Annotated in this window: 14 protein-coding genes; 7 read left to right on the forward strand and 7 right to left on the reverse strand. The window is 60.9% G+C overall.

The features are described 5' to 3' along the window. The first annotated feature begins 72 nt into the window (after positions 1 to 72). Entirely contained in the window at positions 73 to 441 is a 369-nt protein-coding gene (locus AC07VI_RS26315) for a hypothetical protein (protein WP_492991795.1), read from the forward strand. Here AC07VI_RS26315 and AC07VI_RS26320 read toward each other — a convergent pair. The 6 genes from AC07VI_RS26320 to dnaA all read right to left on the reverse strand — a co-directional run bounded on the left by AC07VI_RS26320 (position 420) and on the right by dnaA (position 8,104). Further along, entirely contained in the window at positions 420 to 785 is a 366-nt protein-coding gene (locus AC07VI_RS26320) for a GGDEF domain-containing protein (protein ID WP_492991793.1), read from the reverse strand. The genes AC07VI_RS26315 and AC07VI_RS26320 overlap by 22 nt on opposite strands. Beyond that, positions 736 to 1,479: a hypothetical protein gene (locus AC07VI_RS26325; protein ID WP_492991791.1), complete on the reverse strand. Its 744-nt coding sequence runs from the start codon at positions 1,477 to 1,479 to the stop codon at positions 736 to 738. The genes AC07VI_RS26320 and AC07VI_RS26325 overlap by 50 nt, the downstream gene beginning before the upstream one ends. A 150-nt stretch (positions 1,480 to 1,629) precedes the next feature. Further along, positions 1,630 to 2,607, reverse strand: coding sequence for a bifunctional helix-turn-helix transcriptional regulator/GNAT family N-acetyltransferase (locus tag AC07VI_RS26330; RefSeq protein ID WP_099420312.1), 978 nt, complete (start codon positions 2,605 to 2,607; stop codon positions 1,630 to 1,632). Between the two features lie 142 nt (positions 2,608 to 2,749). Then, the gene (gene gyrB, locus AC07VI_RS26335; protein ID WP_099375508.1) at positions 2,750 to 5,248 is read right to left on the reverse strand and encodes a DNA topoisomerase (ATP-hydrolyzing) subunit B; all 2,499 of its coding nucleotides are present in this window, start codon (positions 5,246 to 5,248) and stop codon (positions 2,750 to 2,752) included. An 80-nt stretch (positions 5,249 to 5,328) separates the two neighbouring features. Continuing rightward, positions 5,329 to 6,435, reverse strand: a complete 1,107-nt coding sequence (gene dnaN, locus AC07VI_RS26340) for a DNA polymerase III subunit beta (protein WP_086147318.1) — start codon at positions 6,433 to 6,435, stop codon at positions 5,329 to 5,331. Between the two features lie 274 nt (positions 6,436 to 6,709). Beyond that, positions 6,710 to 8,104: a chromosomal replication initiator protein DnaA gene (gene dnaA, locus AC07VI_RS26345; RefSeq protein WP_034754339.1), complete on the reverse strand. Its 1,395-nt coding sequence runs from the start codon at positions 8,102 to 8,104 to the stop codon at positions 6,710 to 6,712. 624 nt (positions 8,105 to 8,728) lie between these two features. Here dnaA and rpmH point away from each other — a divergent pair. From rpmH to AC07VI_RS26375, 6 genes are all read left to right on the forward strand, one after another. Further along, positions 8,729 to 8,863 carry a 50S ribosomal protein L34 gene (gene rpmH / locus AC07VI_RS26350; protein WP_010401996.1) on the forward strand — a complete coding sequence of 45 codons (135 nt, stop codon included), beginning with the start codon at positions 8,729 to 8,731 and terminating at the stop codon, positions 8,861 to 8,863. Between the two features lie 8 nt (positions 8,864 to 8,871). Next, positions 8,872 to 9,324 carry a ribonuclease P protein component gene (rnpA, locus tag AC07VI_RS26355; RefSeq protein ID WP_226936366.1) on the forward strand — a complete coding sequence of 151 codons (453 nt, stop codon included), beginning with the start codon at positions 8,872 to 8,874 and terminating at the stop codon, positions 9,322 to 9,324. Next, positions 9,321 to 9,581: a membrane protein insertion efficiency factor YidD gene (yidD, locus tag AC07VI_RS26360; RefSeq protein WP_010401993.1), complete on the forward strand. Its 261-nt coding sequence runs from the start codon at positions 9,321 to 9,323 to the stop codon at positions 9,579 to 9,581. The genes rnpA and yidD overlap by 4 nt, the downstream gene beginning before the upstream one ends. An 11-nt stretch (positions 9,582 to 9,592) precedes the next feature. Beyond that, positions 9,593 to 11,320, forward strand: a complete 1,728-nt coding sequence (gene yidC, locus AC07VI_RS26365; RefSeq protein WP_086147320.1) for a membrane protein insertase YidC — start codon at positions 9,593 to 9,595, stop codon at positions 11,318 to 11,320. Between the two features lie 186 nt (positions 11,321 to 11,506). After that, a complete protein-coding gene (mnmE, locus tag AC07VI_RS26370; protein ID WP_086147321.1) occupies positions 11,507 to 12,886 on the forward strand; it encodes a tRNA uridine-5-carboxymethylaminomethyl(34) synthesis GTPase MnmE in 1,380 nt (459 codons plus the stop codon). Positions 12,887 to 12,896: 10 nt separating this feature from the next. Beyond that, the gene (locus AC07VI_RS26375) at positions 12,897 to 13,196 is read left to right on the forward strand and encodes a hypothetical protein (RefSeq protein WP_139842587.1); all 300 of its coding nucleotides are present in this window, start codon (positions 12,897 to 12,899) and stop codon (positions 13,194 to 13,196) included. 73 nt (positions 13,197 to 13,269) lie between these two features. Here AC07VI_RS26375 and AC07VI_RS26380 read toward each other — a convergent pair whose 3' ends face one another. Continuing rightward, a complete protein-coding gene (locus AC07VI_RS26380; protein WP_099420310.1) occupies positions 13,270 to 14,967 on the reverse strand; it encodes a M1 family metallopeptidase in 1,698 nt (565 codons plus the stop codon). Between the last annotated feature and the right edge of the window lie 167 nt (positions 14,968 to 15,134).

The raw sequence follows: 15,134 nt of genomic DNA on the forward strand, positions 1-15,134 counted from the left end.
GGGCGATCTTAACATTTCAGGAATGAAACGCTTTCTGCTAAGCTAGTCTATTGAATCACTGTCCCCCTTGCCATGGCCAAGATCACCATTTCCTGCCGTATTCCTGTTGACGATGAGGTCGTGACCGAGTTCCTGCACAAGTACGTGCTCCAGTCGCGTGACGGCGCGGCCAGGAAATTGCGCATGGGAGAGAAGGGCTGCTTCTATACCTGTTCTTTGTACCAGGAAGACCACGCCAAGGTGAGCCGTTTGATCCGCCGCATGCTGGCCTTCTTTGAGAGCAAGGACATTCCCTTGACCATTCTCAAGATCGGCGCGCAGGACAGCTGGAGTGAGGTGGACCCCGAGCAGCGCGAGCCGTGGAAGATTGCGCCGCAAGCCTTGCTGGCGCTGCTCGATGCCCACCCGGACGGCGGCGTTCAGGCGGCGTTGAGCAAGTAGCGGTTCTTGCCGCTTTTCTTGGCCTGGTACAAGGATTCATCGGCGCGCCGGTAGCTGTGCGACAGGTCCGCTTCCTTGATCAGTTCCGCGACGCCGATGCTGACGGACACCTTGCGTTCCGGCACGAACGCCGCCTCGACGGCATCGACCAGCTGCGCGGCAAAGGCGCAGGCCGCGTTCTTTTCGCCCACGTAGATGACGGCAAATTCCTCGCCGCCCAGCCTGCCGCACAGGTGCTCGCCCGACAGCCCGGCGATCACTTCGGCCGTCTTTTTCAGCACTTCATCGCCCACGTCATGGCCATGCACGTCGTTGATCTGCTTGAAGTCGTCGATGTCGATCATCAGGAAATAGGCGGGCGTGCGCGCCGTGCGCTGCAGCGCGCGCGCCTTGCGTGAACATGCGGCGATTGTTGAGCCCGGTCAAGCCATCCTTGTAGGCCATCGTCGCCAGCTCGCGCTGGGCGCGGTAGTTGTGAATGCGCAAGACGAGAAAATAGATGTTCAGCGCCAGGCCGATGATCACGCTGATGATGACGGCCAGCACGGGCCAATGCTGGTCGGCCTGGCCCGCATGCACGGGAAACTGCCCCAGCCCCAGGATGGCCCACACGCACAGCGACACGCCCAGGTAATACGCGATGCCGCTGAAGATGGGCGCCGTCGTCAGCGTGATCATCACGCCCAGCGGCAACACCCAGAAAGCGGGATCTTCCGTGCCCAGCATCAGCACGCGAAAGCTGAAAGCGATGAACAGCACGCTGATCGTGCCGCTGGCGATAATCGCCTGCAGCGACCTCGCATACACGGTCAGCAGCAGCCCGGCCAGCATGCCCGCCACGCCCAGCGCCGCCTGCGCATGATCGAGCGAGGCGCGCGGCAAGGTCAGGCTGAACGTGACCAGCCAGCAAGCCAGGCCAAACGTCAGGATGGCTATCGAAATGAAACGCAGTTCCTTGAAAAAGCGCTGCTGCTGCTCCCGTTCTCCTGAAAAGAACAGGTAATAGAAGGCAGGCGACAGGCTGCGCGAAGTGAACATTGCATTCGTCCAGGCGGACAACAGGCCTTGCGGCAGGGACGCCTCCCGGCAACGGCAGGCGGCATGGCGCGCGTACAAAATTAGTTGCGCTCAGGAACTAGTGTACTGGTTTCTTGGGGACAGTGGGGAGATGGGCCAGGAAAACGGCGGCTACTGTCCTGTCGCCGCCACAGTGACATGCGGCGGCACGGGGCGGCACAGGTCGCGCGCCAGCACCTGGCCGAGCAAGTCCTTGCCAAAGCTGTGATGCGCCTCTTCCTCGACCAGATGGAAGCCTGCCTTGTCGTAGATGCGCCGGGCATCGGTGAGGATGCTGTTGGTCCACAACACCATTTTCGTATAGCCGACCTGGCGGCTGAAGCGCAGGCATTCATCGACCAGGCGGCTGCCGATGCCCAGGCCGCGCGCACAGGGATCGACATACAGCAGGCGCAGCTTGGCCGTCGTGTCGTCCTGGCGGACGATGAAGACGGAACCGATTACCTTGCCGTCCTTCTCGGCGATCCAGCAGCGCTCGCGGGCCGGGTTGAATTCGCGCACGAACTTGGCAAGAATCTCGGCAACGAGCGCCTCGTACTCGCTGTTCCAGCCATATTCCTGCGCATACAGCACGGCTTGCCGGTGGATGATCCAGCCCATGTCGCCCGGCTGCGGATTGCGCAGGATATAGCTGGGCGATGAGCTGGGCGATGGCTCCCCCAGCAATCCCTGGATTTGCTCCATGGCCGCGACCAGATCCTGCTGCGCCGTCGGCGGCAAGCGTTCCAGCATGGCCGCCACGTCGCGCCGCGACGCCTCGACCAAGGGTGCGAGGGTGCGCTGTCCCTGTTCGGTCAGCTGCAATTGCGTGGCGCGCGCATCCGTGGGCGAACGCGTCTTGGCGATCAGCCCCTGCTTTTCGAACCCGGCAATGACACGGCTCAGGTAGCCCGCGTTCAAGCCCAGTTCGCGGCACAGGTCCGCACTGGTCAATTGCTCCCGATGCGCCAATTCGTACAGGATGCGCACCTCCGTCAGCGAAAACGCGCTGTCCAGCAGGTGTTCATGCAGCACGCCAATCTGGCGCGTATAGAAACGGTTAAACCGGCGCACGATCTCCGTGCGTTCGCTGAGTTGATCCGTATGCATGTGCAGCCTTCATTTACTTGCTTATGGCAGATTATTGATTGCTTTTGGCAAGCATGTCAATGCAGGCTGAGATTTTTGCGGACATAAAAAAGCGGCCCCCGGAAGGGCCGCCTTGGCTGTAACGCAAACCGGAACAGCTGGCTTACACGTCAATATTCCCCGCGCGCAGCGCATTGTTTTCGATGAAGGCGCGGCGTGGTTCCACGTCGTCGCCCATCAAGGTCGTGAAGATCTGGTCCGCCGCAATGGCGTCTTCGATCTGCACTTTCAACAGGCGGCGCACGGTCGGGTCCATCGTCGTTTCCCACAATTGATCCGGGTTCATTTCGCCCAGACCTTTGTAGCGCTGTTTCGAGACGGTGCGTTCGGCTTCGTCGCGCAGCCATTGCATGGCCTGGTGGAAGTCGACGACGGCGATTTCCTTGACGCGCTCGCCTTCGCCGCGGCGCACGAACGCGCCTTCGCCGATCAAGCCTTCGAAGGTGGCGGCGCCGTTGCTCAGCACGGCGTAGTCCGGACCTTGCACGAAGTCGGCGTCGATGGCGCTGACCTTGACGTTGCCGTGGTGCATGCGCTCGATGCGCAGCATGTGTTTTTCCGACAAGTCATCGGAGCGCACGTGTACTTGCACGGCGGTATCGTTGATGGCCGTCTGCAGGGCCAGCGCGGATTTTTCCGCCTGTTCCAGGGTCGACAGGTCCAGCTGCGTGCCCGTCATGATGGCCGTCAGGGCGGCGCGGTCGATGACGCGGGTCAAACGCGTCATGATGGTGTTCGACAGGTTGAACTTGCGCACCAGCTCGGCCAGGGTCTCGCCGGAAATGCCTTCCGCGCCTTCGCGCGGCACCAGCACGGCCGTGTTCAGCGCCACCGTCATCATGTAGCTCGCTTCTTCGGCGTCATCTTTCAGATAGCGCTCGTCGCGGCCCGCTTTGACCTTGTACAGCGGCGGTTGCGCGATGTAGATGTGGCCGCGCTCGACCAGCTGCGGCATCTGGCGGTAGAACAGGGTCAGCAGCAGGGTGCGGATGTGGGCGCCGTCGACGTCCGCATCGGTCATGATGATGATGCGGTGGTAGCGCAGTTTCTCGACGTTGAATTCGTCCGGTCCGATCGAGGTGCCCAGGGTGGCGATCAGGGTGGTGATCTGCTCGGACGACAGCATTTTCTCGAAACGGGCTTTTTCCACGTTCAGGACTTTACCGCGCAGCGGCAAAATGGCCTGGAACTTGCGGTCGCGCCCCTGTTTTGCCGAGCCGCCTGCCGAGTCACCCTCGACGATGTACAGTTCGCACAGGGCGGGGTCTTTTTCCTGGCAGTCGGCCAGCTTGGCCGACAGGCCCAGGCCGTCCATGATGCCTTTGCGGCGCGTCAGGTCGCGGGCCTTGCGGGCCGCTTCGCGGGCGCGCGCCGCTTCGACGATCTTGCCGCAAATGATCTTGGCGTCGTTTGGTTTTTCCTGCAGGTAATCGGCCAGGGTCTTGGCGACGATTTCCTCGACGGGGCCGCGCACTTCCGACGACACCAGCTTGTCCTTCGTCTGCGACGAGAATTTCGGTTCCGGCACTTTCACCGACAGCACGCAGGTCAGGCCTTCGCGCATGTCGTCGCCGTTGATTTCCACTTTCGCCTTCTTGGCGAATTCCTGCTCGTCGATGTACTTGTTGATCACGCGCGTCATGGCCGCGCGCAAGCCCGTCAGGTGGGTGCCGCCGTCGCGTTGCGGGATGTTATTCGTAAAGCACAGCACCTGTTCATTGTAGGCATCGTTCCACTGCATCGACACGTCGACCGTGATGTTGGTGCCCTGGTCCGACAGGCGCTCGCCCGTGGCCTGGAAAATGGTCGGGTGCAAGACCGACTTGGCCTTGTTGATGTATTCGACGAAGCCGCGCGTGCCGCCTTCGAAGGCGAAGACTTCTTCCTTGCCCGTGCGCTGGTCCGACAGCTTGATGTTGACGCCGTTGTTCAGGAAGGACAGTTCACGGATGCGCTTGGCCAGGATTTCGTAGTGGAATTCCACGTGCGTGAAAATCTCTTCGTCGGCCCAGAAGTGCACTTCCGTGCCGCGCTTGTCCGTCTCGCCGATGACCTTGATCGGCGACGTCGCGACGTCGCCGGCCATGACGATCTGGCGGTCTTGCGGCACGCCGCGCACGAATTCCATGTAATGGACCTTGCCGTCGCGGCGGATGGTCAGTTTCAGCAATTTCGACAAACCATTGACGCAGGACACACCCACGCCGTGCAAACCGCCCGATACTTTATACGAGTTCTGGTCGAACTTGCCGCCCGCGTGCAGCTCGGTCATGACGATTTCCGCCGCCGAACGCTTCGGATCATGCTTGTCGTCCATTTTCAGGCCGGTCGGCACGCCGCGGCCATTGTCGGTGATCGAGATCGAATTGTCGCTGTGGATGGTGACGTGGATTTCCGTGCAATGGCCTGCCAGCGACTCATCGATGGAGTTGTCCAGCACTTCGAATACCAGATGGTGCAAGCCGGTGCCGTCCGAGGTGTCGCCAATGTACATGCCCGGGCGTTTGCGTACGGCTTCCAGGCCTTCCAGGATCTGGATGGAGGCGGCGCCGTATTCTTCCGTTTTGGCCTGGATCGGGGTGTCTTGTGGATTCTCGGACATGGACTGCTTTCTCAAATAACGATTGCTGATTGCGGGGCCGGGCCTTGTAGGCCTGGCCCCAGTTTTGCATTGGGTTACGCTTAAATGCGCATCGGCATGACAACGTACTTGAAGTCCGCATTGTCAGGGATGGAGATGAGTGCGGACGAGTTCGAGTCGCCCAGCGCGATATTGACGTATTCGCACTTCAGGTTGTTCAGCACGTCCAGCAGGTAGGTCACGTTGAAGCCGATGTCGACGGAGTCGCCGCCGTAGTCGATTTCCAGCTCTTCGACGGCTTCTTCCTGGTCCGCATTGGTCGAGCTGATCTTCATGCTGCCCGGGGTGATGATGCAGCGCACGCCCTTGAACTTGTCGCTGGTCATGATGGCGGCGCGTTGCAGCGAGCGCAGCAGCTCATCGCGGCCGATGGTGAAGTCGTTTTTGTAGCCTTTAGGAATCACGCGCGTGTAGTCGGGGAACTTGCCTTCCACCAGCTTCGAGATCAGTTCGATGTCGGCAAAGGTCAGTTTCACCTGGTTGGCGGCGATGTCCAGCTGCACCGGCTCGTCGTTCTCTTCCAGCAGGCGCTGCAGTTCGATGATGGTCTTGCGCGGAATAATGACTTCCTGGCGCGCGAACGTCTGCTCGGTGGCCACCTGGCAAAACGCCAGGCGGTGCCCGTCGGTGGCCACGGCGATGACATGATTGCCATCCAGAACCAGCAGCAAGCCGTTCAGGTAATAGCGGATGTCCTGCTGCGCCATCGAGAAATGCACCATGTTGAACAGGTGCTTCAGCGTTTTCTGCGGCAGGGTGACGGAGGCGTTGTAGCTTTCCGCCTGTTGCACAGTAGGAAACTCTTCCGCCGCCAGGGTTTGCAGCGCGAAGCGCGACTTGCCCGTTTGCACGGTCAGGCGCTTGTTGAGCAGGGTCATCGTGACGTCGCCCGATTCGGGCAGCGCGCGCAGGATGTCCAGCAGCTTGCGCGCGGCCACGGTGGTGCCGGTGACGTCCGCGCCGGAACCGATTTCCGCGTGCGTGGTGATCTGCACTTCGGTGTCGGTCGACAGGAAGGAGACATTTTCACCGTCTTTGCGGATGAGGATATTGGCCAGAATCGGCATAGTGTGCCGACGCTCGACAATACCGCTCACGATCTGCAGTGGCCGGAGAAGGGTATCTCGGGTGGTTTTGACCAATTGCATATTTATCCTCAATGTATAGGTTGAACAGTACGACGTTTAACGTATTAATTTAACAATTCTTGCCATGGGGAGCCCCGACAGACCGGCTGCGGCGCCCTCCCAGATAATAAGGGTAAAGCACGTTTTGAGCCAGCCTTGCCAAGTCGTGCTTGCAACGCCTGAGCAAACCGTAGCGAGCGGCAGTGAGTCGTGGCCGAGACGCGGAGCCGTGCTTTGGCACAGTGAGCATCGCAGGCCGCGAATCGCGACGCGCAGCAGGTTTGGTCAGGCGTTCTTAGCCTTTCAATGTTTGCTCCAGCACATGCAGTTCATGGTTGCATTCCGGGTTCTTGGTGCGGTCCAGCGCGATCTTGCGCACGGCATGCAGCACCGTGGTGTGGTCGCGGCCGCCGAACAGCTCGCCGATTTCCGGCAGGCTCTTCTGCGTCAATTCCTTGGCCAGGTACATGGCGATCTGCCGCGGCCGGGCGATATTCGCGGGACGGCGCTTCGAATACATGTCGGCCACCTTGATATTGAAGAAGTCCGCCACCGTTTTCTGGATGTTTTCCACGGAAATCTGGCGGTTCTGCACCGACAGCAAGTCCTTCAGGGCTTCCTTGACGATATCAATCGTTATATCTTTGCCATGAAAACGCGAGTACGCCAGAATTTTGCGCAGCGCGCCTTCGAGCTCGCGCACGTTCGAGCGCAAGTGCTTGGCGACAAAGAAAGCCACGTCGTCGGAGAAGGTCACGCCTTCCTGCTTGGCTTTCTTCAGCAAAATCGCCACGCGCATTTCCAGTTCCGGCGGTTCGATGGCCACCGTCAGGCCCGAGTCGAAGCGCGAGATCAAACGGTCGTCCATGCCCGTGATTTCCTTCGGATAGGTATCCGAAGTGATGATGATCTGTTTCTTTGCGGCAATTAATGCCTCGAACGCATAGAAAAACTCTTCCTGCGTGCGGCTCTTGCCGCCAAAGAATTGAATATCATCGATCAGCAGCATGTCGAGCGAGTGATAGTAATGCTTGAAATCGTCGAAACCCTTGCGCTGGTAAGCGGTCACTACGTCGCGAACGTACTGTTCTGCGTGGATGTAGCGGATTTTCGCGCCCGGATTGTCAGCCATCACCTGGTTGCCGATGGCGTGGATCAAGTGGGTTTTACCCAGGCCGACGCCGCCGTAGAAGAACAGCGGGTTATACGACACGCCCGGATTGTTCGCCACCTGGATGGCGGCGGCGCGCGCCAGCTGGTTGGCCTTGCCGGTCACAAAACTGTCGAAGGTCAGGTCGGTGTTGATGCGGCTCTGCTCGCGGCGCGGCGCGGCGCCGATGCTCAGTTCCGGCACGCTCGGCTGCGGCTCCGCGGCGCGCGCGCTGGGGGCGCCGCCATTCGGATCGCTGGCCGGGGTGCTGGCGGCAACGGGCTTCTTCGGCAGGGCCAGGCGCGGGTCGAGCACGAACTGCACTTCCGTCGGCGCTTCGAAGTATTGTATGGCCAGCGCCGTGATGCGGCTGGCGAACTGGGTCTTGACCCAGTCGAGCTTGAAGCGATTGGGCGCAGCAATGCGCAGCTTGCCCTCCTCGTAGTCGAGAGGGATAAGCGGTTTGATCCACGCACTGAATTGTTGCGGTGTCAGCTCCAGTTCCAACTGCGCGGAACAGGCCTGCCAGAAATTATCCATGTATGTCTATGTGAAAAGGTGTGGGAGGGCGTATCGATTCTGCCCTGCGGTCACCGTGTTGCAAGGCCGGCGTCGCGCGAGGGCTCGCCACACGTAACGCGCTATTCTACTCCCGACTGACAAAGTTATCCACAGGCACGACTGTTATTTTTCTGCGGCAGGGTGGGGCGCCGTGTGCATAAGAGCAGACTTATCCCCCGGTTATCCCGTCTCAGGCAGTGCTGGTGCGGGCTTGGCGGCAGATGGGGAGCGGCGCGCAAATTTCCTGGCGATCACGGCAATCCTTGACAAGAGGGGGGCATATGCTGAATAATTCAGGGTTCCCCGCCCGTATTCCGTGTTTATTCATTTGGAACGACAATATGGACTAAGCGTGGATTAACGACGCAGTGCCAAATCGTAGCGAGCGGTGATGAGTTGTGGCTGAGGCGCGCAACTGTGCGAAGGCACAGTGAGCACCGGAGGCCGCAAATCGCTCCGCGTAGTCGATTTGGTGCGCGTTCCAGCGGGCGATGAGATTGGCCAGCTTGTGCCTTGGCATAAGTGCGCGATTGTCATTGGCACCAAAAACTGACGGGACGTCAGACCCGATTTTGCATTTTTTTTGTTTTTAGCGAGACCAACATGAAACGTACTTACCAACCTTCCGTCGTTCGCCGCAAGCGTACGCACGGCTTCCGCGCTCGTATGGCTACCCGTGGTGGCCGTGATGTGCTCAACGCACGTCGCGCAAAAGGCCGCAAACGTCTGGCCGTCTAGGCTTGTCGTTGACAGCTGATCGCGTGGCTAGCTGTACTCCAGTCGGCAATCAACGCGAAGGTTCACACGACTTCGCGCGCTTTCGGCGTATCGTTAAAACGGATGAATTTTCATCCGTTTTTCGTTTGCGCCCTTCGCAAAAAACAGCGCATTTTGTGCTGTACACCCGACACAATCAATTGCCGCATGCGCGGCTGGGCGTCGTTGTGGCCAAGCGTTTCGCGCCGCGCGCGGCGACCCGCAACACGATCAAGCGCGTCACGCGCGAGCTGTTTCGCAACAGCGCGATGCCGCCGGTCGACTGCGTGGTGCGTCTGTCGCGCGCCGTCAACAGCAAGGATGGCCCGGCCACCACGACCAGGCTCAAAGCCGAGCTGCGTGAGGAATTGGGCCGCCTGTTCGCGGCGCAAATCGCCGCCCAGGCCCGTTCTGTTGCTGCGCCACCACCATCCGCGCCATGAAAACCCTGCTGCTGTTCCTGCTGCGCGCTTATCAGTTGCTGATCAGCCCCATGCTGGGACAGAATTGCCGTTTCTATCCGAGCTGTTCGCATTACGCGATGGAAGCGCTGCGCGTGCACGGTACTGCCAAGGGCAGCCTGCTGGCTGCCAAGCGCCTGTGCCGTTGCCACCCCTGGAATGAAGGGGGCGTCGACCCGGTGCCGCCGGCCGATTGCAAACAATCTTCAACGACCGCTTGCGGTTGCAACCACTCCTGACAAATACCCTAATGGATATCAATAAACGTACCATCCTGTGGATCGTGTTTTCCGTCTCGCTGGTAATTCTCTGGAACGAATGGATGATCTCGAACGGCAAGCCGTCGATGTTCTCCGCGAACACGGAACAAACCGCCAAGGCGCCTGTCACCCCGGCCAAGACGGCCGCCCTGGCTGCTGCCGGCGCGACCGCCGTGCCTGGCGAAGCGACCGATCCCGCCGCGTTCAAGCGCGAAGTGATTACCATCACCACCGACGTCATCAAGGTCGATATCGACACCCTGGGCGGCCAGGTCAAGCGTCTGGAATTGCTGAAATTCAAGGGCGCGGGCAATCCGGGCTGGTTCGGCGGCTGCTTCGGCCTGTTCAAATGGTGCCAGCCTGACGCAGGCAAGCAAAACGAAGTGCTGTTCGACGTCGGCGCCAACCACACCTACCTGGCGCAGTCGGGCCTGGTCGGCGGTCCGTTCCCCACGCATAACTCGGGCTTTACCGTACAGCCTGGCGTACGCACCCTGGCGGACGGCAAGCAGATCCAGCTGGTCATGGAAGCGGTCGAAGGCGGCGTCAAGCTGACCAAGACGTTCACGTTCAAGCGCGGCGACTACGTCATTGACGTGCGCCACGACGTGTCCAACGTGGGCGCCGCGCCCGTCACGCCGCAGCTGTACCTGCAACTGACGCATGACGGCAACAAGCCGGTCGGCGACTCCTTCTTCAACAGCAGCTTCACCGGCCCTACCCTGTACACGCCACAGGACAAGTACCAGAAGATGACGTTCGAGAAGATCGAAAAAGCTGCCGTGGAAGATGAGAAGAAGGGCAACGACAACGCCATGAAGGGCCTGCATCCGCAATCGGCGAACGGCGGCTGGTTTGCGATTTCGCAACACTTCTTCGTGTCGGCCTTCGTGCCGCCCGAGAACGTCAAGCGCGACATCTTCACGAAAAAACTCGACACCAACCTGTACGCCATCGGCAACGTGCTGCCATTGCCTACTCTGGCGCCCGGCGCCTCGGCCAGCATGGACAGCAAGCTGTACTCGGGTCCGCAAATCGCGCACCTGTTGGAAAACGTTTCGCCTGGCCTGGAACTGGTCAAGGATTACGGCTGGCTGACCATCATCGCCAAGCCGATCTTCTGGGTCATGGAACACATCCATAGCGTGCTGGGCAACTGGGGCTGGACCATCATCGCCTTCACGATCCTGATCAAACTGGCGTTCTTCCCCCTGTCGGCCGCCGGCTACCGCAGCATGGCCAAGATGAAACTGGTCACGCCGAAGATGCAGGCGATCCGCGAGCGCTACAAGGGCGACCCGCAAAAGATGAACCAGGCCACGATGGAGCTGTACAAGACGGAAAAGATCAATCCGCTGGGCGGCTGCCTGCCTATCCTGATCCAGATGCCGGTCTTTATCGCCCTGTACTGGGTGCTGAACGCGTCCGTGGAAATCCGCGGCGCGCCATGGATAGGCTGGATCACCGACCTGGCCCAGCATGACCCATGGTGCATCCTGCCCGTGCTGTACGCGATCTCGATGTATATCACGACCAAGCTGAACCCGGCCCCGGCCGATCCGATGCAGGCGAAGATGATGCTGTTCATGCCGTTGGCATTCTCGGTGATGTTCTTCTTCTTCCCGTCGGGCCTGGTGCTCTACTGGGTCGTCAACAACGTCCTGTCGATCGGCCAGCAATGGGTGATCACCAAGAAATACGCGCCTGCCGCCAAGTAATTTCGGCCAGCGAACAGAAAGCCCGCCTCGCGCGGGCTTTTTTTTGACATCGGACCCAGTGGGTCCGATGTCAAAAAAGGTGGGTTTTGCCGGTTTTCCACAGACCTCCCTTTTCATGTGCGCCCGCTTTGTCGCTGACAATAGCGCGGCCCCTGCAGCCTTCCCCGAATACACTACAATTACGCCATGAAACTTGATTCTTCCCCTATCGCCGCCATCGCCACCGCACCGGGACGCGGCGGCATCGGCGTGGTACGCGCCTCCGGCAAAAACCTTGCACCGTTGATGACGGCCCTGTTCGGCGCGCAAACGCTGAAACCGCGCCACGCCACCTATTTGCCGTTCACGGAAAGCGATGGCGCCATCATCGACCAGGGCATCGCCATCCACTTCAAGGGTCCGCATTCCTACACGGGCGAAGACGTGCTGGAATTGCAGGGCCATGGCGGCCCCATCGTGCTGCAGCTGCTGCTGGCGCGCGTGCTGGAAGCGGGCAAGGACAGCGGCCTGCGCCTGGCCGAACCGGGCGAATTCACGCGCCGCGCGTTTTTGAATGACAAGCTTGATCTGGCGCAAGCCGAAGCCGTGGCCGACCTGATCGACGCTTCCACGGAAGCGGCCGCCAAGTCCGCCTCGCAATCGCTGTCGGGCGCGTTCTCCAACACCATCCACGCGCTGGTGGAGCAGGTGACGGGTTTGAGGATGCTGGTCGAGGCAACGCTGGACTTCCCGGAGGAAGAAATCGATTTCCTGGAAAAATCGAATGCGCGCGGCCAGTTAAAGGCCGTCATCGCAGCGTTAAATAAAGTGTTTGCCCAGGCGGCGCAGGGCGCGCTGCTGCGCGAAGGCTTGAATGTCGTGCTGGCCGGCCAGCCCAACGTGGGCAAATCGTCCTTGCTGAACGCGCTGGCGGGCGCCGACGTGGCAATTGTGACGCCGATCGCCGGCACCACGCGCGACAAGGTCAGCGAAACCATCCAGATCGAGGGCATTCCGCTCAACATCATCGACACGGCCGGCATCCGCAGCGCGGGCGACACCATCGACGCCGTCGAGCGCATCGGCATCGAGCGCACCTGGGGCGAAATCGGCAAGGCCGACGTCATCCTGCACCTGCTTGACGCCGACCACGGCCCCACGCTGGCCGATGAAACCATCGTTGCCGCCTTCCCCGAAGGCGTGCCCGTGGTGCGCGTGTGGAACAAGATCGATCTCTCTGGCCACAAGCCCGGCGTGGACAGCATGCCGGACGCCACCCATGTGTACCTGTCGGCCCATGAGCACATCGGCATCGACCTGCTGCGTGCCGAGCTGCTGCGCATCGCCGGCTGGCAGCAGACGGGCGAATCGCTGTACCTGGCGCGCGAACGCCATTTGATCGCGCTCAAGTCGGCCGGCAAGCACTTGCATATCGCCGCCGAGCATGCGGCGCAGGACGACCAGTCGCTGGACCTGTTCGCCGAAGAGCTGCGCCTGGCGCAGGTGCAGCTGTCGAGCATCACGGGAGAATTCTCGCCTGACGATCTGCTGGGCGTGATTTTCAGCCGTTTCTGCATCGGCAAATAAGGAGAAGCGGATGAAACTGGTGCTAGCTGTCATGTTCGCCTGCCTGCCCCTGCTGGCTGGCGCGCAGGAAAAAATGCCGCAGGATGTGGCGCGGTTCGTCGAAAATGCGCAGATGTGCGAGCACTTCGCCGGCGAGTGGGATGAGAATGACAAGGCGCGCCAGCGCGAGATCACGCAAGCCATCGAGCAGTCGTGCGGTGCCGCGCAGCGTCAATTGAAGCGCTTGCGCGTGAAATACGCGAAGCAGCCTAAGCTGCAAAAAGTCATTGCTGACAATGCCAATGACGCGGTGCGCAGTTTCCGGAAATAGGTGGCAGGCATCCGTGATGCTGCCAGCTTCGACCCCCAAAGCAAATGCCGGGTTTGATGAATTCACTGCCGCGTCACCCCTTCCTCCCCTTCGCCTGGTCTTCCCTGAATTTCTGGAATGCCTCGATATGCTCGGCGCGGCGCAGCACGCGCGAGCGCGGGTCGAGCGTGTACGTGGCGCCAGCCGGCAGGGGCAGTTCGCCTATGCCCAGCGACATGGAAACCGTATGGATTTCCTTGCCGATACGCACTTCCACCGGCATCGGGAAGGCGATGTCAGCCGGCGTCTTCCATAGCAGGCGCAAGGTGCCGCCGTCACGCACGGCGGACAGCTCCGGCAGCGCCGCCTGGTACAGATAAGCCTGGAAAAACCAGTCGTAATTGCTGCCCGTGACTTTATTGACGATGGCCATGAATTCCTTCGTGCTGCCGTAGCGGGGCTGGAACTGGCCCGGCCGCGGCTGTTCCGTGCCGTAGACGAGCAGGCGCACGGCGCGGAAGAAGGCGTCGTCGCCGATCAGGCCGCGCAAGGTGTGCAGCACCAGCGCCCCTTTCACATAAATATCGCCGCCCGGTCCGCCCTTCTTCAGGTCGTAGACTTCCTCCTCGGTTTTCGGCTTGCCCGAGACCATGGGCGCCTTGTTGACGATGCCGGCGCGCATGTGCTGCAATGAAGCAAAATATTCCTGCTCGCCCCGCAGATATTGCATGTACAGCGCTTGCATGTATGTGCCGAAGCCTTCGTGCAGCCACATGTCGTCCCAGTTGCTGTTGGTGAGCTGGTTGCCGAACCATTCATGGGCAAACTCATGCTGCAGCAATTCATCGTAGCCATAGCTGGTCTTGGCGAATTTGTTGCCATAGGCATTGATGGTCTGGTGTTCCATGCCCTTGTGCGGGGTTTCGGCGATGCCGGCTTTTTCATCGCCAAACGGGTAGGGGCCGATGACGCTTTCAAAAAAGTCCAGCATGGGCGGCAATTCCGCGAACAGGGCGCCCGCCTTGGCTTCGCTTTCCGGCAAATACCAGAATTGCAGGGGGATGCGGTTGCCGTAGCGGCTCGCATAGTCGCCCTGCAGGCTGCGGTAGGGCGCCACGTTGAGGGCAATGCCGTAGGTGCTCGGATGTTTGGCGCGCCAGTGCCAGGTGCGCCAGCCGTCGGCCTCATCCATGCCGAGCGCGACGCCGTTGCCGGCCGCCACCAGCGGCGCCGGCACCTGGATGTGCTGGTCGATCAGCTGCGCCTTGCCCATCGGGTGGTCGATGCAGGGCCAGAACAGGTCGCAGCCCTCGCCTTGCACGGCGCTGGCGATCCACGGCGCGCCATCGGCCGTGCTCGACCACACCATGCCGCCATCCCACGGCGCTTTCACGGCGACGTGCGGCACGCCGTGGTAGACGACGCGGATGGTGGTGCGCGCGCCTGCCGCGATGGTGGCCGGCAGGGTCATGCTCAGGCGCCCGTCCGGGTTGGCATAGTCCCGCGGCGGCAGCGCCTTGCCGTCGACTTCGACGGCGTCGACGGGCAGGTTGCGGTCGAGGTCCAGCGCGAAACGCGTGATTGGCCGCGTGGCGAGGAAGGTCAGGCGGGCGTCGCCGGCAATGCTGCGTTTGGCCGGGTCGATGCGCAGGGTCAGGTCGGCGTGTTCGAACACCACCGCCAGCTGTTCCGGCGTGCGTTCGGCGCCCGAATTGAGCGTGTAGGCGGTGGGCGGGCGCGTGGCGCAGGCGCTGAGCAGCAGGCAGGACAGCAGCAGGGGAATGTGTTTCATGGTGGGCGCGCGGCGAGTGAGCGGAACACCGATTGTAGTGTTAAGAGACAACGTTGTCGTTTGGAAATTTCAAGGTGCCGATGCGGCAAGCATGGCCGCCGTTGAGAAATGTCATAGGCTCCAAACTGCACTGACGTAATCTTGCTGAGCGGCCCTGAAGTGCCGCT

The sequence above is a fragment of the Janthinobacterium sp. GW821-FHT03A03 genome, from assembly GCF_059421435.1.